16 protein-coding genes and 1 tRNA gene are annotated in these 22,229 nt (G+C 73.8%); 6 read left to right on the forward strand and 11 right to left on the reverse strand.

What is annotated here, in order from left to right:
- Nucleotides 1–560 precede the first annotated feature (560 nt).
- Entirely contained in the window at nt 561–1,988 is a 1,428-nt protein-coding gene (locus SXIN_RS20375) for an NsdA family TPR-like regulatory protein (RefSeq protein WP_095757326.1), read from the reverse strand.
- 280 nt (nt 1,989–2,268) lie between these two features.
- On the opposite strand from SXIN_RS20375, the gene SXIN_RS20380 reads away from it, so the two are divergent.
- Nucleotides 2,269–2,778: a hypothetical protein gene (locus SXIN_RS20380; protein WP_420341093.1), complete on the forward strand. Its 510-nt coding sequence runs from the start codon at nt 2,269–2,271 to the stop codon at nt 2,776–2,778.
- A gap of 93 nt (nt 2,779–2,871) precedes the next feature.
- Nucleotides 2,872–3,759, forward strand: a complete 888-nt coding sequence (locus tag SXIN_RS20385) for a spermidine synthase (protein WP_095757327.1) — start codon at nt 2,872–2,874, stop codon at nt 3,757–3,759.
- 51 nt (nt 3,760–3,810) lie between these two features.
- Here SXIN_RS20385 and SXIN_RS20390 read toward each other — a convergent pair whose 3' ends face one another.
- Nucleotides 3,811–4,386, reverse strand: coding sequence for a hypothetical protein (locus SXIN_RS20390; RefSeq protein ID WP_238153816.1), 576 nt, complete (start codon nt 4,384–4,386; stop codon nt 3,811–3,813).
- 85 nt (nt 4,387–4,471) lie between these two features.
- Here SXIN_RS20390 and SXIN_RS20395 point away from each other — a divergent pair, with 85 nt between their 5' ends.
- Both SXIN_RS20395 and SXIN_RS20400 read left to right on the forward strand, forming a co-directional pair.
- A complete protein-coding gene (locus SXIN_RS20395) occupies nt 4,472–5,164 on the forward strand; it encodes a response regulator transcription factor (protein ID WP_078650158.1) in 693 nt (230 codons plus the stop codon).
- A gap of 115 nt (nt 5,165–5,279) precedes the next feature.
- Nucleotides 5,280–6,842 (forward strand): sensor histidine kinase, encoded by a 1,563-nt coding sequence (locus SXIN_RS20400; RefSeq protein WP_095757329.1) that lies wholly within the window; start codon nt 5,280–5,282, stop codon nt 6,840–6,842.
- Between the two features lie 424 nt (nt 6,843–7,266).
- On the opposite strand, the gene SXIN_RS20405 is transcribed toward SXIN_RS20400, so the two are convergent.
- From SXIN_RS20405 to SXIN_RS20420, 4 genes are all read right to left on the reverse strand, one after another.
- Nucleotides 7,267–8,805: a GH1 family beta-glucosidase gene (locus SXIN_RS20405; protein ID WP_019712150.1), complete on the reverse strand. Its 1,539-nt coding sequence runs from the start codon at nt 8,803–8,805 to the stop codon at nt 7,267–7,269.
- 114 nt (nt 8,806–8,919) lie between these two features.
- Nucleotides 8,920–9,873 (reverse strand): carbohydrate ABC transporter permease, encoded by a 954-nt coding sequence (locus SXIN_RS20410; RefSeq protein ID WP_095757330.1) that lies wholly within the window; start codon nt 9,871–9,873, stop codon nt 8,920–8,922.
- Nucleotides 9,873–10,874 carry a carbohydrate ABC transporter permease gene (locus SXIN_RS20415; protein WP_019711440.1) on the reverse strand — a complete coding sequence of 334 codons (1,002 nt, stop codon included), beginning with the start codon at nt 10,872–10,874 and terminating at the stop codon, nt 9,873–9,875. Before SXIN_RS20415 ends, SXIN_RS20410 begins: the two co-directional genes overlap by 1 nt.
- Nucleotides 10,875–10,957: 83 nt before the next feature.
- Entirely contained in the window at nt 10,958–12,286 is a 1,329-nt protein-coding gene (locus tag SXIN_RS20420) for an ABC transporter substrate-binding protein (protein ID WP_039823989.1), read from the reverse strand.
- Between the two features lie 252 nt (nt 12,287–12,538).
- Between SXIN_RS20420 and SXIN_RS20425 the strand changes: the two genes are divergently transcribed.
- The gene (locus tag SXIN_RS20425) at nt 12,539–13,567 is read left to right on the forward strand and encodes a LacI family DNA-binding transcriptional regulator (RefSeq protein WP_019711438.1); all 1,029 of its coding nucleotides are present in this window, start codon (nt 12,539–12,541) and stop codon (nt 13,565–13,567) included.
- A 150-nt stretch (nt 13,568–13,717) separates the two neighbouring features.
- Here the strand turns inward: SXIN_RS20425 and SXIN_RS20430 are convergent, their stop codons facing one another.
- The 4 genes from SXIN_RS20430 to SXIN_RS20445 form a co-directional block, all read right to left on the reverse strand.
- Complete coding sequence (locus tag SXIN_RS20430; protein WP_019711437.1) at nt 13,718–15,478, reverse strand: glycoside hydrolase family 6 protein; 1,761 nt, start codon at nt 15,476–15,478, stop codon at nt 13,718–13,720.
- Between the two features lie 726 nt (nt 15,479–16,204).
- Nucleotides 16,205–16,277 (reverse strand) — tRNA-His (locus SXIN_RS20435).
- Nucleotides 16,278–16,384: 107 nt separating this feature from the next.
- Nucleotides 16,385–16,987: an oligoribonuclease gene (gene orn / locus SXIN_RS20440; protein WP_019711436.1), complete on the reverse strand. Its 603-nt coding sequence runs from the start codon at nt 16,985–16,987 to the stop codon at nt 16,385–16,387.
- 5 nt (nt 16,988–16,992) lie between these two features.
- Nucleotides 16,993–18,336, reverse strand: a complete 1,344-nt coding sequence (locus tag SXIN_RS20445) for a helix-turn-helix domain-containing protein (protein ID WP_192883608.1) — start codon at nt 18,334–18,336, stop codon at nt 16,993–16,995.
- 829 nt (nt 18,337–19,165) lie between these two features.
- Between SXIN_RS20445 and SXIN_RS20450 the strand changes: the two genes are divergently transcribed.
- On the forward strand, nt 19,166–19,687 hold the full coding sequence (locus SXIN_RS20450) for a universal stress protein (protein ID WP_019706644.1): 522 nt from the start codon (nt 19,166–19,168) through the stop codon (nt 19,685–19,687).
- A 576-nt stretch (nt 19,688–20,263) separates the two neighbouring features.
- Here the strand turns inward: SXIN_RS20450 and glmS are convergent.
- Nucleotides 20,264–22,114: a glutamine--fructose-6-phosphate transaminase (isomerizing) gene (glmS, locus tag SXIN_RS20455; protein WP_019711434.1), complete on the reverse strand. Its 1,851-nt coding sequence runs from the start codon at nt 22,112–22,114 to the stop codon at nt 20,264–20,266.
- Nucleotides 22,115–22,229: the final 115 nt, after the last annotated feature.

Here is a 22,229-nt window from a genome sequence, read left to right on the forward strand (position 1 = left end):
GGGCCCGCGGCGGACGCGGAGCCGGGCGGACGGCCGGGCCGGGCGGATCCGCTTCCGCGGTGACCGGCACCGGTGCCGCCGTACCGCCGACGGCGCTCCCTGCTCCGGGACCGGCGGGATGGGCGGGACCGGCGGCGGCCGCGTCCCGCGCGGGGTCCGCCGCCTGCCGGGCCCGGACACCGGAGACCCGGACACAGGAGAGTCCCGGCACGTCCCACCCCTGCCCGGCGCCCCGAGCGTCCGCACCCCAACTGCCGAATCGGGCCACACGGTTGTGGACCGATCCCTGCTCTTCGCGCCCCGCGCGCTCCCCCCACTCCGAGGTCGCTCCGGCTCCGCTCCGCGCCGCAACGGCGGGCACGGTGAGATGGCGGGCACGGGCGGGAGGCGGGCACAGCCGGAGCGCACCGGACCGCTGGGTCCCCGCGCCGGCCGGACAACCGCGTCCGGGTGGACCGTCACGCCCACCGCGCCCACCGCGCCCACCGCGCCCACCGCGCCCACCGCGCCCACCGCGCCCACCGCGCCCACCGCGCCGACCGCGGCTCCGGGCGTACGGGCTACCCGTGCAGGGCGAGGAAGTCCGCCACCGGCGCCGACCGCCGGTACGGCAGCAACTCCCGGGCCGTCCGGTCGAGCATCGCCCGGATCCGGGTGGACCGCACCTGCTCCAGCAGGCCGATCACCTCCCGCCCGGCCACCGCGGCCTCCTCGATCTCTCCGCCCCGCGTCAGGTCGCCGGCGAGCTGGGCCGTGAACAGCGCCCGGTTCCGCACGAAGTGGGGCTGCTGGAGCCGGACCGCGCGCCGCGCGTGCCGGGCGGCGCGCGGCCAGTCGCCCAGGGCCGACCAGCACTGCGACTCCAGCCCCTCCAGCTCCGCCTCGCCGAAGAACGACATCCACTCCGGGTCGGCGTCCGAGGGGCCGCGGGCGAAGAGGATCCGGGCGCGCAGCAGCGCCTGTTCGCAGGCGGCGTGGTCGCGGAGCCCGGCCCAGCCCCCGGCCTCGCGGAGGGCGAGCAGCGACAGCAGCCGGTGGGACGGGAGTTGGCGGGCCGCCTGCTGCGCGGCCTGCGCGGCCCGGACGGCCTCCCGCGGCCGGCCCGCGTCCCGGGCGAGGAACGCGGTGTTGCAGAAGGCGTGCGCCTCCAGTCCGGGGTCGCCGGAGACCCGCGCGGTGGCGAGCGCCTCGGCGTAGTGGGAACGGGCGTCGTCGAGCCGCCCGGAGTCGTGGGCCAGCCAGCCCACGGAGATGGCGAGTTCACCGGCGCCGACGTGCAGCCGGTCGCGGACCGACTGGCGCGGCGCCCCCGCGTCCAGCAGGGCGTAGGCGTCGCGCAGCGGCTGGGTGGCGCGACGGTAGAGGCCGTCTCCGCCGTGCCGGTCGTCCAGCAGGCGGATCCGGCGGACGGATTCCTCGACCGCCTCGGCGTCGGAGGCACCGGCGCGGCGGCGGGGGGAGGCGGCGGACGCCGGTCCCAGGGCGGCGGTCGCCACGGCGGCGGTGCCGCCGGTCATGAACGCGCGACGCAGCACGTCGCTCTCCTCGGGGGTGTCGGCTGATGGACGGGGGATTCCGGTCACGTCCGCGAGCAGTCCCGGCCGCGGGCCCGCGAGCGGTCCCGCGGGCGGAACCCGGGGGCGGCCCGGAGACGCGCCCGGCGGAGCGCCCGGAGGCCGGCCGGGAACGGCGCGGGCCCTGCGGCCGCGCACCGACTCCCGGGGCTGGAACCCCATGTCCTGGAGCGAGTGCCCCGGGAACATGTGCCGGAACACCCGTTCATACGCATAGTTGGGGCAGCGGATCTCACCGGATTCGACCCGGCCGATGTAGCGCGCGTCACACGACACCTGTTCACCGATCTCGCGCGCGGCGCGGCGCACCGCCGCCGCGAACTCGCCCGGGGAGCGGGCACCGCGCAGCTCCCGGAACGCGGTGTTCGGCCGCGGCGCGGGGCGGTTTCCGGAGGACGATGACGGTGACGCCATGGCAGGCCCTCTCCCTGGCGGTGCGCGGTGCCGGGCCCCGGTCGGGGCGGATTCTGCCGGCGGCGGCCGGGGCCCGGCAGCGCCGCCGATGGCAGCAGACCGTACTCCTTGTAGCGGAGTTGTTACACACGGTTTGATGACAAAAGGGATATCCCGCCCGCGATCCGCCATGAACCGCCATCCTTTCCAGCGGTGTGCCGCCGTAGCCGTTGACATCCCCGGGTCGTTGTTCCCGGTGGACACGGAGCGTTCGGCTCCCTTCGGAGGAGGGTTTCCCTTGTTGAAGTCCGGCGTGGACACCAGCGGCTCACGGGCGGCCGGGCACGGCCGCGGAACGGACCGGGGCGCCGCCAAGGAGCGCGGCAAGCCCGGCCACGGAAACGCTTCCGCACACGGCTTCGGCCGCTGCGATCTCGTCACCGTGCCGGCCCGGCAAGGGCTGGAAGCGGTGGACATCCTGTGCCGCGGCGGCGGCGGACGGCGGGCGGGCGGGACCGGCGTGGCGGACACCGGCGGCATCGGCCCCGTCCTGCACGACGGCGGCTGCGACACCATCGGGTTCCTGGTCCCGGCCGGCACCGCCGAGCGCTGGGACCTCCCGGGCAGCGCCTGCACCCGCACCATCGCCCCGGACCCCCGGCCGGCCACGGGAGCCGACGCCCCGCCCGTGGCCGGTACGGGCTGGCTGGTGCCGCCGGAGGCCGCCGCCGACGTCACCGACCCGGCCGCGCTGCGGGCGGCCCTGGGCGAGGCCGGCCGGCTGATCGAGGTCGTCGACCGCTGCCGCTGAGGCTGCGGGGCGGGCTCGGTGCGCCTCCCGGCCCCCGCCCGGCCGGGACCCCGGCCGCGGTGCCGGCACACCCGCCGACGGATACTGGGCCCCATGGCGAAAGGCAGGGCCAAGGGCCGTACGGACGGCGGGCGCGGGCGGTCGCGGCCGGCCGGACCCGCCGGCGAGCCAGTGGACGGCGGCCTCGCCGAGCTCGTCCCGGACCGCGAGCGGCCGAGGGCCTGGACGCTCACCGTCGACGGAGCGCCGCAGTCCCATGTGGACCTGGACGACCCGCAGTACCTCGACTTCGCCTACCAGCGCCGCCTCGGCCACATCATCGACCTGGCCGCGCCGCCCGGCCGTCCCCTGCGCGTCCTGCACCTGGGCGGCGGCGCCTTCACCCTCGCCCGCTATGTGGCGGCGACCCGCCCCCGGTCCACCCAGCAGGTCGTCGAACTCGACGCCGGGCTGATCGCGTTCGTGCGGCGCGAACTGCCGCTGGACAGCGGATGGCGGATCCGGGTGCGCACCGGGGACGCCCGCGAGGGGCTGGCGAAGATCCCCGACGGCTGGGCCGATCTCGTCATCGCCGACGTGTTCGGCGGCGCCCGGACCCCGGCGCATCTGACCAGCACCGAGTTCACCGCCGAGGTGCGGCGTGCGCTGCGCCCCGGCGGCTGGTACGCCGTGAACGTCACCGACGGCCCGCCGCTCGCGCATCTGCGGGCGCGGATCGCCACCGTCCGCGCCGTCTTCCCCGGGCTGTGCCTCGCCGCCGACCCGGCGGTGCTGCGCGGCCGACGCTTCGGGAACGCCGTACTGCTGGCCGCCGACGGGCCGCTGCCCGTCGCGGAGTTCACCCGCCGGGTGGCCGGTGACCCGCACCCCGGCCGCGTCGAACACGGGCGCGCCCTGGACGACTTCACCGGGGGCGCTGCCCCCGTCTCCGACGCGGCGGCCCGGCCCTCACCGGCCCCGCCGCCGGACACCTTCGGCTGACCGCCGTGAGGCCGGCCGGTGCCCGTGAACGGCCGTGCGGCGGCGCCCCGTTCAGCCCTCCACGACCTGCACCCTCGGCGGGTGGCCGTTCCAGGTGCAGAACACGGAGGTCGTCCGCGCGCCCGAGGTGAAGTTCACCCGGATCCACTCGGTCTGCTCCCACACCTGCATCTCCCAGCCCGCGTCCGGGGTCGCGGACACCAGGCTCGCCGAACGCTCACCGAGGTCGAACACGACCCGGCCGCCCGCCACGGGGTAGCTCTTCACGTCGCCCTCGGCGGTCGGCGCGGACGGAGCCGTCTCCGGCGGCTTCCCCGGCCCCGCGGGCGCCCCGCCCCCCGGCTCCGGCCCGCTGCCGGACGGCTCGGGCGACCGCTCGGGCGGCGCGGGGGAGGAGGACACGGGCGAGGCCGAGGGCCCCGGACCGGAGGTCTCGGCGGCATCGCTCTCCGCGCCGCCCCGCGCCCCGGCCTCACCGCCCGCCGCCGCGCCGGCCTCGATGGGCAGGGCGCGCGGGCGGTCGTAGGCCGTGCCGGTGAGCGCGGTGTGGACGCCCCACCACGACAGGGTGGCGGCGGCTCCCGTCGCCAGGAGCCAGGCCGCGCTCTGCGCCAGTCCTCGTAGCATCGCGCCCATCCTCCCTCACGCCGCCGGATGTTGACGACCGGACCACCGTGGGACGGTCCGCTCCGCATGGCGTACGGTGCCGCCCATGGCACGAGTGCTCGTGGTCGAGGACGACCAGTTCGTACGCTCCGCCCTCATCCGGCACCTGTCCGACGCCTCGCACAGCGTACGCAGCGTCGGCACGGCGCTGGAGGCGCTCCGCGAGGTGGCCCAGATCGGCTTCGACGTCGTCATCCTCGATCTGGGGCTGCCGGACCTCGACGGGGCCGAGGCGCTGAAGATGCTGCGCGGGATCACCGACGTGCCGGTCATCATCGCCACCGCGCGCGACGACGAGGCGGAGATCGTCCGGCTCCTCAACGACGGCGCCGACGACTATCTGACGAAACCGTTCTCCGTCGAGCACCTGTCCGCCCGGATGGCGGCCGTGCTGCGCCGCTCCCGGGCCACGGGAACGGCAGGCGAACCGCACGCGCGCGTGCTGCGCGTCGGCGGGCTGCTCGTCGACCCGCTGCGCCGCCAGGCCGAACTGGACGGCGCCTCCCTCGACCTGACCCGGCGCGAGTTCGATCTGCTGGCCTTCCTCGCCGGGCGGCCCGGGGTGGTGGTGTCCCGGCGGGAGCTGCTGGCCGAGGTGTGGCAGCAGTCCTACGGCGACGACCAGACCATCGACGTCCATCTCTCCTGGCTGCGCCGGAAACTGGGGGAGACGGCGGCGGCGCCCCGCTATCTGCACACGCTGCGCGGGGTCGGCGTCAAGCTGGAGCCGCCCCGGTGAGCGGCGTGGCGAGCGTTCCCGGGCAGGTTCCCGCGAGCGTCCCCGCGCGCACCCCCGGGACCTGCTCGGTGAGCGTTTCCGCCGGCGGCCCGGCGGCGGCCGTGAGGTGGCCGGGATGAGATGGGCCCTGGTCAAGGTGTGCCTGGCGGTCACGGCCATGGTCGTGGTCGCCTTCGCCGTGCCGCTCGGTCTCGTGGTGGGGGAGATGGCGCGGGACCGGGCCTTCGCCAACGCCGAGCGGCAGGCCGCCGCCGTCGGGCCGGCCCTGGCCATCACCACCGACCGCGGGGAGCTGGAACGGGCCGTCGCCAGCACGGAGTTCGGTGCGGACGGCCGGATCGCCGTCCATGTGCCGCCCGCCGGGGACACGACCGGCGACGAGACCGGGGACAAGGCCGGCGACGAGACCGGGGACAAGGCCGGCGACGAGGCCGGTGACGCGGAAACGGCCGGGGACGCCGGGGCCGGGGAGGGCGCCGTGGAGATCGGCCGGCGCCGCGCCTCCGCCGGCGACCTGGCCGCCGCGGCCCGGCGCGGCCGGGGCTCCGTCACCGCCGTGCCGGGCGGTTTCGCACTGCTCCAGCCGACCGCCGTCGGCGCCGGGAAGACCGCCGTCGTCGAGGTGTTCGTCCCGGACGAGGAGGTCACGGCCGGGGTGCGCACCGCCTGGCTGGTGCTGGGCGGGGTGGGGCTCACCCTGGTCCTCGGCTCGGTGGCCGTGGCGGACCGGCTCGGCACCCGGATGGTCCGCCCGGCCGAACAACTCGCCGGAGCCGCGCAGGATCTGGGCGCCGGGCGGCTCGCCACCCGCGTCCCGGTGGCGGGCCCGGCCGAACTCCGTTCCGCCGCCGCCGCGTTCAACTCCATGGCCGACGAGGTCGTCCGGCTGCTCGCCAACGAGCGCGAGCTGGCCGCCGACCTCTCGCACCGGCTGCGCACCCCGCTCACCGTGCTCCGCCTCAACGCCGCATCGCTCGGCGACGGCCCCGCCGCCGAGCAGACCCGTGCGGCCGTCGCCCAGCTGGAGACCGAGGTCGACCAGATCATCCGCACCGCCCGCGAGCAGCGGCCGCCGGGGCGGGCCCCGGAGAGTGCCGAGACGGCGGACGGGGGCGCGGGCTGCGACGCCTCCGAGGTGATCCGGGACCGGATGGCCTTCTGGTCGGCGCTCGCCGAGGACGAGGGCCGCACCGCGGGACTCGCCGGGGTCGAGCGGGCCGCGCGGGTGCCCGTGGCGCGCCCCGAACTGGCCGCTGCCGTCGACGCCCTGCTCGGCAACGTCTTCCGGCACACCCCCGAGGGCACGGACTTCGCGGTGGACGTCCACCACGCCGACGGGGCGGTGATCGTGCTGGTGTCGGACGCCGGCGCGGGCATCGCCGACCCCGAGGCGGCGCTGCGCCGGGGGCACGGTGGCGGCGGGCGCGGCTCGACGGGGCTGGGGCTGGACATCGTGCGCCGGGTCGCCGAGTCCACGGGAGGCGATGTGCGGGTCGGCCGCTCCGTGCTCGGCGGCACCGAGGTGCGGATGTGGCTCGTCCTGGACGGCGGACGGCGGCGGTCCGGCGGCCGTCGCGTGGACCGGCTGATGCGGCGCGGACGGTGGGGACGGAGGCCGGGGAAGCCCGGAAGGCCCGGAGGGCCGGGGGAGGCCGGGAGGGCCGTTCCTCCGGTGTGAGCCCCGGTCCCGGGGCCCCCGGGGCCCGAGCGCGGGGTGAGGGCGCCGGGCCGGAGGTTAAGCGCGGCCCATCCCAGCCTTAAGGCAGCAATAAGTGCCGAACTGCCGTACGTAATAAGGGGTTTGCCGGATTCCGGTTGGCTACCGTAGGCGATGTACCGGCCTCCGCCCGTCGGCGGGGGCGGGAACGGGACGTGCAGCGCGCGGTGGTGTGGGGCCGACGGCAGGACGAGCCGGAGCCCGGAACCCACCGCCCGTCAGCCGCCACCCCCCACCGGTGCGCCCCGGCCGGCAGCCCCCGCCCCGGCCGGGGCGCAACCGTGTCCGGCCCCTCCCGCGAGCTTCGGGAGGGGCCGGACACGGAGGCCGGGGGCGGGAGCGGCGCGGCCGTCCGTCCGGCCCCGTCCGGCCCCGGCCGGAGGGCCTATACCGCCGGGACGGGCCCGCTGCCCGCACTCGTACCCGCCGCCGCGTCGGCACCGGACTCCGGCCCCGGATCCGGATCCGGCAGGACGTTCGTCCGCGCGAGCCGGGAGTACCAGTGCGCGCTGGTCTTCGGGACGCGGGCCAGGGTCTCGTAGTCGACGCGGACCAGGCCGAAGCGCTTGGCGTAGCCGAAGGACCACTCGAAGTTGTCCATCAGCGACCAGAGGAAGTAGCCGCGCACGTCGGCGCCGTCGGCCATCGCCCGGTGCACGGCGGCGAGGTGGCCGTGCAGATAGGCGATCCGCTCCGGGTCGTGCACTCCGCCGTCCGGGCCGGGCCGGTCCTCGTACGCGGCGCCGTTCTCGGTGACCAGCAGGGGCAGCCCGGGTGCCTCGCGGGTGAAGCGCATGATGAGTTCGTGGAGCCCGGTCGGGTCCACGGACCAGTCCATGGCGGTGAGTTCGCCGGGCGGCTGGTGGAAGGCGACGTCCTCGGCGCCGATCCAGGGGGAGTGGTCGCTCCTGCCATGGCCGTCCCGGCGCGGACCGCCGTCATCGGCGGCGGCCGACACCACGGTGGGCGAGTAGTAGTTCAGGCCCAGCGCGTCGAGCGGCTGTCCGGCGGTGGCCAGGTCGCCGTCGCGGACGAAGGACCAGTCGGTGATCCCCGCGGTGTCCGCGAACAGGCTCTCCGGGTAGGTGCCGTGCAGCATGGGGTCGCTGAAGACGCGGGTGGCGAGGATGTCGATCCGCCGCCGGGCGTCGGCGTCGCCCGGGGAACCGGTCAGCGGCCGCACCACCCCCGCGTTGAGGCTGACGGTGACCTTCCCCCGGGCGGGCAGGACGGAGCGCAGCGCCGCGGTGCCCAGGCCGTGGGCCAGGTTGAGGTGGTGGGCGGCGCGCAGGGCGGCGGCCGGATCGGTGCGTCCCGGGGCGTGCACCCCGGAGCCGTAGCCAAGGAAGGCGCTGCACCAGGGTTCGTTGAGGGTGGCCCAGTGTTCGACGCGGTCGCCGAGGGCCTCGCCGACGAGCCGCGCGTACTCGGCGTAGCGGTGGGCGGTGTCGCGCTCGGGCCAGCCGCCCGCGTCCTCCAGCTCCTGCGGCAGATCCCAGTGGTAGAGGGTCACCATGGGCGTGATGCCGGCCGCCAGCAGTTCGTCCACGAGGGCGCGGTAGAAGTCCAGACCGCGCTGGACGGCGGGGCCGCGGCCGGTGGGCTGGACCCGCGGCCAGGCGACGGAGAAGCGGTAGGCGCCGTAGCCCAGCTCCTTCATCAGGGCCACGTCCTCGCGCCACCGGTGGTAGTGGTCGGTGGCGGTGTCCCCGGTGTCGCCGCCGGCGGTCCGGCCGGGGGTGTGGGAGAAGGTGTCCCAGATGGAAGGGGTGCGGCCGTCCTCCCGGACGGCGCCCTCGATCTGGTAGGCGGCGGTGGCGGTGCCCCAGAGGAAGGCGGGCGGGAAACGGAGCTCGCCGGAGGGGGGCGTCCGGGGGGTTCCGGAGAGGCCGTTGAGATCGGGGACGTCGGGGACGTCGGTCATGAAATCGCTCCCATCAGAGCCGTTGCGGAGAATGTGGGGGGACGGGACAGGTGGGCATGGTGGGTGGCGGGGCGGGCCCGGGACCCGGCTCGGACCCGGACCGGCCCTGGAGGATCAGCCCTTGACGGCCCCCTGCATGATGCCGCCGACGATCTGCTTGCCGAAGAGGGTGAACGCCAGCAGCAGGGGCAGGGTCCCCAGCAGCGCGCCCGCCATGATCACCGACTGGTCGGGGATGTAGCCGCGGCCCAGCCCGGTCAGGGCGACCTGCACCGTGGGGTTGTCCTGGGTGAGCGCGATGATCGGCCAGAAGAAGTCGTTCCAGGCCTGGACGAACGTCAGCATGGCCAGGACGGCCATCGCGGGCCGGGCCGCCGGGAACACCACGTGCCACACCACCCGGATGCTGTTCGCGCCGTCCACCCGCGCCGCCTCGATGATCTCGCTCGGCAGCGCCTCCACGAGGTACTGCCGCATGAAGAACACCCCGAAGGCGCTGACCAGCGTCGGCAGGATGACGGACTGGAGCTGGTTGGTCCACTCCAGCTCGGCGATGGTCATGAACAGCGGCACCACGCTGAGCTGCGGCGGGATCATCATCGTGCCGATCACCAGCATCAGCAGCACCTCGCGGAAGCGGAACCGCAGCTTGGCGAAGGCGAAGCCCGCGATGGTGCAGAAGAGGACGGTGCCCACCGTGATGGTCCCGGCCACCACGGCCGTGTTGAGCAGCGCCAGCCCCATGTGGGCGTCGGTCCAGGCGGTCTGCAGATTGGGCAGCAGATCGGAGCCGAACCAGAAGGGCGGCGGCGTCTGCGAGAGCCGGGTGTTGTCGCGGGAGGCGGCGACGGCCGTCCACACCAGCGGGAAGAGCGAGCCCGCGGTGAAGAGGATCAGCACGGCGTAGCTGATCCGTCCGCCGTACGACTGGCCGCCGGCCCGGCCGGCCTTCCCCGCCGTGCCGCGGGCCTTCCCGGCGCCGCCGCCCCCGCCGGGTGTCCCGGGCGTGCCGGGTCCGCCGCTCTCCCCGGCCTTGCCGGTCCCGCCGGCCGGTACGAGGGTCTTCATCAGCTTCTCCTCAGCCGTCGGACGACCAGCCAGTTGACCAGGGCGATCAGCAGCAGGATCAGGAACATCGCCCAGGCGATCGCCGAGGCCCGGCCGAGATGGAAGTTGAACCAGCCCTGCTCGTACATGTAGAGGCCGAGGGTCTGGTAGGCGTGGTCCGGGCCGCCCTTCTGCCCGCCCGCGCCGCCGAAGAGCAGCGGCTCACCGAAGAGCTGGGTGGCCCCGATGGTGGAGACGACGATGGTGAAGAGGATCGTCGGCCGCAGGGAGGGGATGGTCACATGGCGGAACTGCTGCCAGCGCGTGGCCCCGTCCAGCGCCGCCGACTCGTACAGATCGCGCGGTACGGCCTGCATGGCCGCGAGATAGATCAGCGTGTTGTAGCCGGTCCACCGCCAGATGACGATCGAGGCCACGGCCAGCTGCGAGGTCCAGTGCCCGGTCTGCCAGTTGATGTTCTCGATGCCGAGGAAGCCCAGCGCCCAGTTGATCATTCCGTAGTCGCGCCCGAAGAGCAGTACGAAGACGAGCGTGGCGGCCGCCACGGACGTCGCGTACGGGGCGAGCATGGCGACCCGGAAGAACATCGCGCCGCGCAGCCGGTAGTTGAGGATGTGCGCGAGCCCGAGCGCCATCAGCAGCTGCGGCACGGTGGAGATCACACCGATGGTGAAGGTGTTCCGCAGGGCGTTCCAGAAGAACTCGTCCTCCAGGAGCCGGGTGTAGTTGTGCAGCCCGGCCCACTCCATGGTGGTCGGTTCGTGCAGCGACACCCGGTGCAGCGAGGCCCAGCCGGTGTAGAGCAGCGGGAAGAGCCCGAAGGCGGTGAAGAAGAGGAAGAAGGGCGAGATGAAGAGGTAGGGGCTCCAGCGGACGTCGCGGCGGTAGCGGCGGCTGCGCCGCTCGGCCCTCCGGTCCGCCTTGGGGTCCGCCTCGGGGTCCGTCCTCCGGCCGGCCGTCGCGGCGGTCTTCCGTCCCGCCTCGCCCGCCGTCCGGGGCATCGTGCGGAGGGCCGCGTCCCCCGGTCCCCCGGAACCCGAGGTTCCGGGGGACGCGGCCGCAGAGGAGTCTGCAGTCATCCGTCTCACTGGTCCAGCAGGTTGTCGATGTTCTTCAGCGCGGCGTCCCACCCCGCCTCGGGCGACTTGCCCTGCTGCTCGACCTGGAGGACGCCGACGTCGGTGAACGCCGTCTGGATCGCCAGGTCCTTCTCGCCGAGGACGAGGGTGGGCATGTCCTCCGCGGCCTGGCTGAAGATCTCGCCGATCGGCGCGTCACCGAAGTACTCGTGCCGCGCGTCGGCGACCTCCGGCATCTCGTACGTCGCCGGCGAGCTGGGGAAGGACGCCTGCTTACCGAAGAGCTTGGCCTGCTGTTCGGGCGCCGTCAGCCAGGCGGCGAGCTTGACCGCCTCCTCCTTGTTCTTCGCCGCCTCCGGCACGGACAGGAAGGAGCCGCCCCAGTTGGCGGGCTTGGGCGCCGGCGCGATGTCCCACTTGTCCGCCGCCTTGGGGCCGGCCTTCTCCTTGATGTAGCCGAGCATCCAGGCGGGGCAGGCGACGGTGGCGAACCGGCCGTTGGCGTACGCCTGGTCCCACGGCTTGTCGAACTGCTTGAGGCGGGCCGTCATCTTGCCCTCGACGGCGCGCATCGCCAGGTCCCAGGAGTCCTTGACGGCCGGGCTGTCCTTGTAGATCAGCTCGCCGCCGCGGTCGTAGTACCGCTCGACGCGGCCGGAGACCGAGGCGTTGAAGAGGCCGATCGCCGTGTCCGTGTAGACGGTGCCGGAGGGCGCCTTCTCCATGTACTTCTCGCCGGTCTCGACGTACTTCTCCCAGTCGCCGGCCCAGAGGGCGCCGACCTTCTCGCGGTCGGTGGGCAGCCCGGCCTTCTCGAAGAGGTCCTTGCGGTAGCAGATGGCCATCGGGCCGACGTCGGTGCCGAGACCGATGGTCCGGCCGTCCTCGGCGGTGGCCTGGGCCCACTTCCAGTCCAGCCAGTTCTTCTCGTCGACGCCCTTCTCCCGGCCCAGGTCGACGAACTTGTCGGCGTGCCGGGTGACGGTCTCGGCGATGTTGCCGACCTCGATCGCCTGGATGTCCTGGAGCCCGCTGCCGGTCCCGAGGTGGGTGAGGAGCTGCGGGTAGTACTGGTCGGCCCGCTCGATGGACGTCTCCTTGATGACGACGTCCGGGTTCAACTTCTGATATTCGTCGTAGAGCCCGGCCTGCTTGTAGCCGAAGACGCCGAAGACGCCGATGGTGACGGTCTTCTTGCCGTCCGTGCTCTCCCCGGAGTCTCCCCGGTCACTGCCGCCACCGTCGTCCGCGCAACCAGCCAGCAGGCCGGTGAGAAGGGCGGCGGTGGTCGCCAAGGCCGCTGTACGCCGGGACATGTGGGCTGATCTGCGCATGACATCCTCCTGCTCCCTGCGTATCGTCCCCCTGCCGAACTGATTGAACGGAGAAAAATGCCGGTCGGGCATGGCTGAGAGACGTCGAGAGATGTATGGGTTGAGCGCTTGAGAGCGCTCTCATCCGTGACGTCTTGAAGGTTCACGGCTCGCCGGGAGAGTGTCAAGGGCGTAGGACGGAACGTGCTGTCGGGGGAGTGATGTTGAATGGTCCAACAGCCACGGACGCAGGCTGGGAGCGGGAGGCGGACCATGCCGATGACGAGGAGACACGGTGGCAGGCCCACCCTGGAGGAGGTCGCGGCGCGCGCGGGGGTCGGACGCGGCACCGTCTCCCGCGTGATCAACGGTTCGCCCCGGGTGAGCGACCGCACCCGGACGGCGGTGGAACACGCCATCGCCGAGCTCGGCTACGTACCCAACCGGGCGGCGCGGGCGCTGGCCGCCAACCGCACCGACGCCGTCGCCCTGGTGATCCCCGAGACCGAGACCCGGCTCTTCGCCGAGCCGTACTTCTCCGACATCATCCGCGGCATCTCCTCGGAACTCGCCGAGACCGAGATCCAGCTGCTGCTCACCCTGATCCGTACCCCCAAGGAGCGCCACCGGCTCGCCCAGTTCCTCGGGGCGCACCGGGTCGACGGCGTCCTGCTCGTCTCCGTCCACGCGGACGACCCGCTGCCCGACCTCCTGGAGGAGATCGAGATGCCCGCGGTCCTCAGCGGCCGCCGGGCCGCCGGGGAGTCCGTGCCGTACGTCGACTCCGACAACGTCGGCGGTGCGAGCGCGGCCGTCGAGCATCTGATCGGCCGCGGCCGCCGCCGCGTCGCGACGATCACCGGGCCCCTCGACATGTACGTGGCCCAGTGCCGCCTCGACGGCTACCACCAGGCCATCGCCGCCGCCGGGCACGAACCGGACGAGGCGCTGGTCGAGCCCGCCGACTTCACCGAGGAGGGCGGCCGCCGCGCCATGCGCCGGCTCCTGGAGCGCCGCCCGGAGCTCGACGCGGTGTTCTGCGCCTCCGATGTGATGGCCTCCGGGGCCCGCCAGGTGCTGCGGGAGGCCGGCCGCCGCATCCCGCAGGACGTGGCGCTCGTCGGCTTCGACGACTCGCCGGTCGCCCGCCACATGGACCCGCCGCTGACCAGCGTCCGGCAGCCGATAGAGGAGATGGGCCGGACCATGGCCCGGGTGCTGCTCCGGGAGATCGGGCAGCCCGACTCCGGCAGCCGGCAGGTCGTGCTGCCGACCGAACTGGTGCGCCGCGGCTCGTCCTGAGCGGCGCACCGCACCGCTCCGGTCGGGCGGCGGGCGCGGAAGGAGGGAGCCGGCGGGCCGCCGGCTCCCTCCCGGAGAGAACGCGTTGTCACGCTGTCCGCGCTGGTACGGGGGGCGGGGCGCCCGGTCACCGGCCGCCCCGCCGGACCGCTACAGCGGCGGGTACGCGTTCGCCAGCAGCTCCTCGAACTGCGCCTGGAACCAGTGGCCGGAGACCGGCGCGTCCGGCAGGGCACCCGACGGGTTGTTCAGGTTGCGCGCGTTCCCCTCGTATGTGGGGTCGCACATCCGGTCGAAGCCCTTGCCCTCGTCGTTGTCGATGGCCTGGCTGGAACCGTCCGACTCGCCCGGGGGCTTGATCCACGCGTAGGCGTCGATGCCCGGAGCGGGCGAGGCGGCGGGCCGCTCACCGAGACCGGCACCGGCCTGGTTGCACCAGTTGCCCTGGTGGATGCGGCGGTCGACGCGGCTGCCGTCCACGTACTCGTCGACGGTGGTCTTCTCCGCGGGCCCGGTGGGCCGGTCGGGGCCGCCCCAGCCGTTGCGGGAGGTGTCGATGATGACACCGACCTCCTCGTTGAAGCCGGCCGAGACCGCCTCCTCGCGGAACGCCTGCGAGAAGGTCTGGATGTCCACGTAGCGGTTCCAGTCCACCCACGCCGACTGGCGCACCATCTGGCCGTTCACGGACTCGTCGATGGAGAAGTGCGGCTCCTCGATGGCGCCGTAGTTGGCGACGTTGGCGGCGAAGCCGGCCACGTCGTCGACGGTGGCGCCCTCGGTGGTCGCCGCCTCGTGCAGCAGCTCGGCGGTGGCCGTGAAGTTGTCGTCCCAGCCGATCCAGCCGTGGTGGCCGATGTCGATGTAGTTGTAGACGTTCCCGATGTCGCCGAAGGTGGCCAGCGCGTAGCCGACGCCCTTGACGTAGTTGCCGTTCTCCTTCATCACATCGCAGTTCTCGGTGGCCGTGGCGCGGTCGCCGACGTTGGTGATGAGGTTGGGCAGCGAGTCGATCTCGATGGTGTTGACGATCCGGATGCCGGCGTACTTCGGGTCCGACAGGATCTCGGCGATCGGGTCGATGAACTCGCTCTTGTACTTGTCGATCTCCTCCGGCCCGAGCTCGCCCTGGGAGGCCAGCGCCGCGCAGTCCCGGCCGGGCAGGTTGTACGTGACCATCTGCAGCACGTCGGCGTCCTGCTCCAGGGCCGCGTCGAGGTGGTCCCGCAGGCCCATGGTGTTCTCACCGGCGGAGCCCGACTCGATCGCGGCGATGCGGTCCAGCCACACCGCCGTCGGCTGGTCGGCGATCGCCTCGCCGCCGCCCTCGGCGGCCTGTGCGGACCAGTCCGGGTTCACGTAGACCTTGGCGCCCTCGTAGGGGTTGTCCACGCGGTCGCCGGGCGGGTCACCCGGGTCGCCGGGGTCGCCCGGATCGCCCGGGTCGCCGGGGTCGCTGCCGTCGGTCGTACAGGTGACGCCGTTGAGCGTGATGGTGCCCGGGACGGCGTTCGTCCCGCTGAACGTGGCCTGGAAGCCGAAGGAGGCCGTGCCGCCGGAGCTCAGGGCGCCGCCCCACGAGGGGCTGGCGGCCGTCACGGCGGCACCGCTCTGGGTGATGTCGGCGTTCCAGCCCTGGGTCACCTTCTGGTTGCCGGCGAAGGTCCATCCGACGTTCCACGAGCTCAGGGCGTCACCGGTGTTGGTGACGGTGACGTTGGCGGTGAAGCCCGTGTCCCACTGGTTCTGCACCGCGTAGTCGGCCGTGCAGCCCGCGGCGGCCGGGGCCGCCGCGGCGGTGCCGGTCAGCGCGGTGCCGGTGCCGGCGGCGGCCAGCATGAGGGCACAGGCCGTGAGGGCGGTAGGTCTCGGGCGCTTGCGGCGGCCCGTCGGTGAGATGGTGCGGCTCATCAGCGATCCTCCTGTAGATCGTGCGATGGTGCGCGACAGCGGGTGCCGGGGCGCCCGCTGTGCCGCACGACCGCCGTCCGGACCGGGTGGAGTGGTCCGGGCGGGCGCCGTGCGGGCACGCCTCCTCGCCGCACCCGCCGTCTCGCGGGCGGGGTCGGTGAGGAGAGAAACGGAGCCGTCCGTGCGGCTGCGGGGACGGCGGATGGCGCTCTTCAGAGGCGGAGCCGGGCAGGGCGCGGGCGGCGGCGGGGGGTGGTGCCCGCTCGCTCGCGGTGCGGCCGGCGGCCGGGGTGGGGGTGTCCGCTTCCGCCGCGGAGGTGGGGGGCATCCGTGGCGGGCGGGACGGGGGCGGGGGGTGTCGGAGGGGGCTCCGTGGTCATCGGTCGCGTCGGGTGACGCCCTCCCAAGACTGTGGAAGCGCTCCCATTTACTGAGTCAGACCCTAGACCCGCCCTCCAGGGATCAACAAGGGAGCGGACGGATCTTTCCTTTAACTGCCTGTTAAGCGAGGGGGGTTGGCGGCCGCCCCGATCGGTGGCGGTCACATTGCCTATGGGAGCGCTCCCAGAATCGGGGCCGTTCCGGCTCCGTGACGGCCCCGGGCGGAGGAGTCCCGCGCGGGGCGGCGGTCCGGGTGGCGGGGATGCTTCCCCCGCCTTCGTGGCCGCGGGCTCGGGCATGACGAAGGCCCGGTCCGCTTCCGCGGACCGGGCCTCGATCATTCAGGGTGAGTAACGGGACTCGAACCCGCGACATCCTGGACCACAACCAGGTGCTCTACCAGCTGAGCTATACCCACCACGACCGGCTGTGCACCGGCCGAGAAAAAGTGTACACGTTCCGCAGGGGCGGTCGCGCCAGGCTTTCCGCGGGAGCCCCGGGGCCCGGCAACTCCCGCGGACGGGCTCAGCCGGCGGGCAGCCGGTGCTTCGCCGCGATGGCCTTGGCGGTCGGCGAGTCCGGGCCCGGTGACGGCACGAAGACCGCCTCCCGGTAGTAGCGGAGCTCGGCGATGCTCTCCCGGATGTCCGCCAGCGCCCGGTGGTTGCCGCTCTTCTCCGGGCTGTTGAAGTACGCCCGGGGGAACCAGCGCCGGGCCAGCTCCTTCACCGAGGACACATCCACGATCCGGTAGTGGAGATAGCTCTCCAGGTCCGGCATGTCCCGGGAGAGGAAGCCCCGGTCGGTGCCGACGGAGTTGCCGCACAGCGGGGCCCGGCCGCGCTCCGGTACGTGCTCGCGGACGTAGCGGAGCACCTGCCGCTGGGCCTCCTCCAGGGTCGTCCCGCCGTCGAGCTCGGCGAGCAGGCCGGAGGAGGTGTGCATCTCGCGCACCACCTCCGGCATGGTGGTCAGCGCCTCCGCCGGCGGACGGATCACGATGTCCACCCCCTCGCCCAGCACGTTCAGCTCGGAGTCGGTGACCAGCGCGGCCACCTCGATCAGAGCGTCGTCGGCCAGCGAGAGGCCGGTCATCTCACAGTCGATCCATACCATGCGGTCGTTCATGCGCCTCACCCTACGGGGCGGTCGCGCTGACCGGGCACGGAGGACCGCCCCACCGCCCGGCCGCCGTGCTCCGCGAACCGCCCGGCGTACGTCTCCGCCTCCGGCAGGGACGGCTCCCCGGCCGGCGCCCCGTGACCGCCGTGCTGCGCGGCGTTCGCGCGGCGCAGGGCGGCCAGCGAGGCGGCGGCGGCCGCGGGGCCGTCCGCGCGCGGGTCGCCGCCGGCCGGCCGGTCGTGCCGGTCGGGGCGCTCCATCCGCTCCGGGCGCTCGGGTCTGTCCGGGCGCTCCGGGCGCTCCGTCCGGTCGGCGCGCTCCGCCCGCTCGGCGCCGCTCTGGGGCCGGCGGGCCCGGTAGGCCGCCCGGTACGCCGCGGGGGAGGAGCCGAGCTGGCGGCGGAAGTGCCCGCGCAGCGCGACCGGTGAGCGGAAGCCGCACCGGCCCGCCACCTCGTCCACGGAGTAGTCGGAGGTCTCCAGGAGCCGCTGCGCCTGGAGCACCCGCTGCGTGATCAGCCACTGCAGCGGGGCGCTCCCGGTGAGCGACCGGAACCGCCGGTCGAACGTCCGCCGGCTCATATAGGCGCGCGCGGCGAGGGTCTCCACGTCGAACTGCTCGTGGAGATGCTCCAGCGCCCAGGCGACGACCTCCGCGAGCGGGTCGGCGCCGATCTCCTCGGGTAAAGACCTGTCGAGATAGCGCTCCTGCCCGCCCGTGCGCCGGGGCGGTACCACCAGGCGCCTCGCGAGCGCTCCGGCGGCCTCGGCCCCGTGGTCGGTCCGCACGATGTGCAGACAGAGGTCGATGCCCGCCGCCGTTCCGGCGGAGGTGAGGACGTCGCCGTCGTCGACGAACAGTTCCCGCGGGTCCACATGGACCGACGGATACCGCTTGGCGAGCGTCGGCGCGTACATCCAGTGCGTCGTCGCGGGCCGGCCGTCGAGCAGACCGGCCGCGGCCAGCACGAAGGCGCCCGTGCACAGCCCGACGATCCGGGCGCCCTCCTCATGGGCCCTGCGCAGCGCCTGCAGCGCCTCCATCGGCGGCGGCGATGTGATGGACCGCCAGGCCGGCACGACGACGGTCCCGGCGCGCGCGAGCGCTTCCAGGCCGTACGGCGCGGTCAGTTCGAGTCCGCCGGTCGTCCGCAGCGGGGCCTCTTCACCGGCGCACACCAGAAGCCGGTAGCGGGGAACGCCGGCGTCCTGGCGGTCGATTCCGAATACGGAAAGCGGGATGGAGCTCTCGAATATGGGGCCGCCGCTGAAGAGCAGCACTGCGACGATCTCCCGGCGGCGGCGGCCGGAAAGCTTCCGGGCGGCCTCCGGTACGGTCGTGGAGTCCTGGCTCATGGAACTAAGCCCCCCTCGGTGGTCGCGGCTCCTCGATAGTGTCGAACCTGCACGTTTCCCCTCGGTCCTGCACGAGTCCCCCGCCGTGAATGGCCAAGATCGAATCTACTGTGTCCCATGTGGTCGGCGAGACAAGTTCACCACCCACCGCTAAGTCGACATGGCAACTTGGCGTAAAGCATTCGATCACGAAGCGTCGCACTCGATGGCGCCGGTGGGAAGTGGGCCCGGTGGCCAAGACGCCGCCCCCGTAGGGAGCGAGAGCCGTTCGCGGCTCTTTCTTCGCAGGTGGGAAGGGGGTTGGGGGCAGGGGTCGGCAAAGGATGCACTGCGGCGCCAAGTTGGCCGAAAAGGAGTGGGATCAACAGTTCGAGTCAGACGGTTGTACGCAGCGCGCCACCCACGCGCGTGTGCGCCCGCCGTGCGCCCCCTCGCCGTGCGGCGCCGGCCCTCCGCCCGCCGCCCTCCCGGTGCTCCGGCCCCGCGTCGGCCGGAGTCCGCCGCGGAGCCGGCCGCCCGGCCCTCCGCGCCCGTCCGCCGGGCATCCCCCGGACCTCGGCCGGCCGGGGCCGGCAAGCCGGGGCACGCCGCCGACCAGCAGGCATTGCGCTGAGGGCCCGCCTCGGGCATGCTCCCGGAAAGCCGCACCAGCGGCTGCGCCGGTTGCCGGCCCCGGGCCGACCGGTGGCGGAGCCTGGGCAGGCGGGGGAACTCGCCGTACCCTTGGGGCAAGGGCTTGGGAAGTAGATTCCCGGACTATCCGCCCCCGCGACCGCTCGGCCGCCAACCGCCGTTCCCTCCGCAGAGGACATTCTTCGCCGAGACACCGATGGCCGGTCACGAGATCCCCGAACCCGCCGACCGCAAGCAGGTCGCCGATCCCCTGGCGGACCTGGAAGCGGCGGACGAGACGCGCCAGTCCTGCGATCCCGCCTTCCGGCACGGTGTCGTCGTCGGTTTCGACGGCTCCACCTCCAGCGAGCGGGCCCTGGCCTACGCCATCGGCATGGCCCGGCGCACCGGCAGCGGTCTGATCATCGTCCACGTGGCCAACCGGCTGCCCACCACGGTCTGGGCGGGCTGTGAACCCCCGGTCTTCGTCGATGTGCCGGACCACCGCACCGAGGTGCTCGGACTGGAGCTGGCCTGCGCGGACCACCTCGCCGAAGTGCCGTGGATCCTGGTCGAACGGGGCGGGGACATCTGCCACGAACTGGAGGAGGTCGGCCGGGAGTACGCGGCCGACGCCATCGTCGTGGGCTCCACCCACGGGCTGGCCGGCCGGATCTTCGGCTCGGTCGCCGGACGGCTGACGCGCCGCGCCCGGCGCCCGGTCGTCGCCGTGCCCTGAGCCGCCCTCGGCCACCCCTCGGCCATCCCTCAGCCACCCCTGAGCCGCCGCCGAGCCGCCGCCGAGCCGCCGTGCCCCGGGTGGGGGCGCGGACCGGTGCGGAGTGCGCCGGTCCGGGGTGGCGCACCGGCGGTGCCGGCCCGGAAGCCCCGGGCGGCGGAGGTGTCCGAAACCCCGCTGCGCCCCTCTGCCTCCCAGCGCCCCTTTCACGCCTCGTGTGCCGCCGTCGCCGCGGCCGGATTCCGTCACCGTCCCCGGGGCCGCCCGGAGCGGGGCTCGCAGCCCGGAACCGCCGGCCCGCGCCGCCGTACACCGCCCGGACGTGCGGAAACTACTCGCGCGTACGGGTGAAACGCGCCCAGGTGGCGGGTACTTGACCTGGGGAGTGGTGCCGCCGTCCGGACGTGACGGTCACCGGCGGACGGCATCCGGGCCGGCGCGCAGGGCAGCGCGGGCCCCCGGGGGAGACCGCCTCCCGCGCGTACGGTGGCACGCGCGGGGGCCGGCCCCGTCCCCTCGTCCCGGCGCCTCCCGTCCGGTGGCACGGGCCCGTACTCCGCCGCGGACGGGCCGGTCTCACTCCACCGTCACGGACTTGGCCAGGTTGCGCGGCTTGTCGATGTCCCGGCCCAGGGCCAGCGCCGAGTGGTAGGCCAGCAGCTGGAGCGGGATGCCCATCAGGACGGGGTCCAGCTCGTCCTCGTTCTTCGGCACCACGATCGTGTGGTCGGCCTTCTCCTGCTCCCGGTGCGCCACCGCCAGGATGCGGCCGCTGCGGGCCTTGATCTCCTCCAGCGTGGCGCGGTTCTTCTCCAGCAGGTCGTCGTCCGGGACGACGGCGACGGTCGGCACGGCCGGCTCGATCAGGGCCAGCGGGCCGTGCTTGAGCTCGGACGCCGGGTACGCCTCGGCGTGGACGTAGCTGACCTCCTTGAGCTTCAGGGAGGCCTCACGGGCCACGGGGAAGCCCCGCACCCGGCCGACGAACATCATGCTCTTCGCGTTCGCGTACTCCGCGGCCAGTTCCGCGATCCGCTCCTCACCGCGCAGAATTCCGGCGATCTGCTCCGGGAGGCGGCGCAGCCCGGCGATGATCCGCTTGCCGTCGGCGACGGAGAGGTCCCGGATGCGGCCGAGGTGGAGGGCGAGCAGGGCGAAGGCCACGGCGGTGTTGGTGAAGCACTTGGTGGAGACGACGCAGACCTCCGGGCCGGCGTGGACGTAGACGCCACCGTCCGTCTCCCGGGCGATGGCGCTGCCGACGACGTTGACGACCCCGAGCACCCTGGCGCCCTTGCGCTTCAGTTCCTGCACGGCGGCGAGGGTGTCGTAGGTCTCGCCGGACTGGCTGACGGCGATGTAGAGGGTGTCCGGGTCGACCACGGCGTTGCGGTAGCGGAACTCGCTGGCCGGCTCGGCGTCCGCCGGGACGCGGGCCAGCTCCTCGATCATCTGGGCGCCGATCTGCCCCGCGTGGTACGCCGAGCCGCAGCCGAGGATCTTGACGCGGCGGACGGCGCGGGCCTCGCGGGCGTCGAGGTTGAGGCCGCCGAGGTGGACGGTGGAGAAGCGGTCGTCGATCCGGCCGCGCAGCACCCGGTCGACGGCGTCGGCCTGCTCGGAGATCTCCTTGTGCATGTACGTGTCGTGGCCGCCCATGTCGTACGACTCCGCCTCCCACTCCACGGTGGTCGGGGAGGCGGAGGTGCGGCTGCCCTCGGTGGTGTAGGTGCGGTAGTCGTCGGCCTTGAGGGTGGCCATCTCGCCGTCGTCGAGGGTGACGACCTGGCGGGTGTGGCTGACCAGCGCGGCCACGTCCGAGGAGACGAACATCTCCTTCTCGCCGATGCCGAGGACCACGGGGGAGCCGTTGCGGGCGACGACGATCCGGTCCGGGAAGTCGGCGTGCAGCACGGCGATGCCGTAGGTGCCGTCGATCATCCGGAGGGCGCCGCGGACCTTCTCCTCCAGGGTCTCGGAGGCGTCGCGGCCGATGAGGTGGGCGAGGACCTCGGAGTCGGTCTCGGAGCGGAACTCGACGCCGTCGGCGACGAGTCTGGCGCGCAGGTCGGAGGCGTTGTCGATGATGCCGTTGTGGACGACGGCCACCTGGCCGCCGGCGTCCAGGTGGGGGTGCGCGTTCTCGTCGTTCGGGGCGCCGTGGGTGGCCCAGCGGGTGTGGGCGATGCCGGTGGTGCCGGCGAAGCGCTTGGGGAGGCGGGCCTCCAGGTCCCGTACCCGGCCCTTGGCCTTGGCGGTCCTCAGCGCGCCGCCCTGCGTGCCCTTCGCGCCCTTCGTGCCCTTGCCGCTCCCGGCGCCGATGGCGATGCCGGCCGAGTCGTAGCCGCGGTACTCCAGCCGCTGCAGCCCTTCCAGCAGCAGCGGGGCGGCGTCTCTCCTGCCGATGTACCCGACGATTCCACACATGGCTGTACCCCAGACCCTCGTTCGTTGTCGTGCTAGGTGCTCTTTGCGTGCTGCTCTGCTCTGCCTCTGCTCGCGGGCTCCGCTGTGCTCCGTCCGTCCCGCTCCGGTGGCGCCG

Source organism: Streptomyces xinghaiensis S187, assembly GCF_000220705.2.
Classification (GTDB): Bacteria; Actinomycetota; Actinomycetes; order Streptomycetales; family Streptomycetaceae; genus Streptomyces; species Streptomyces xinghaiensis.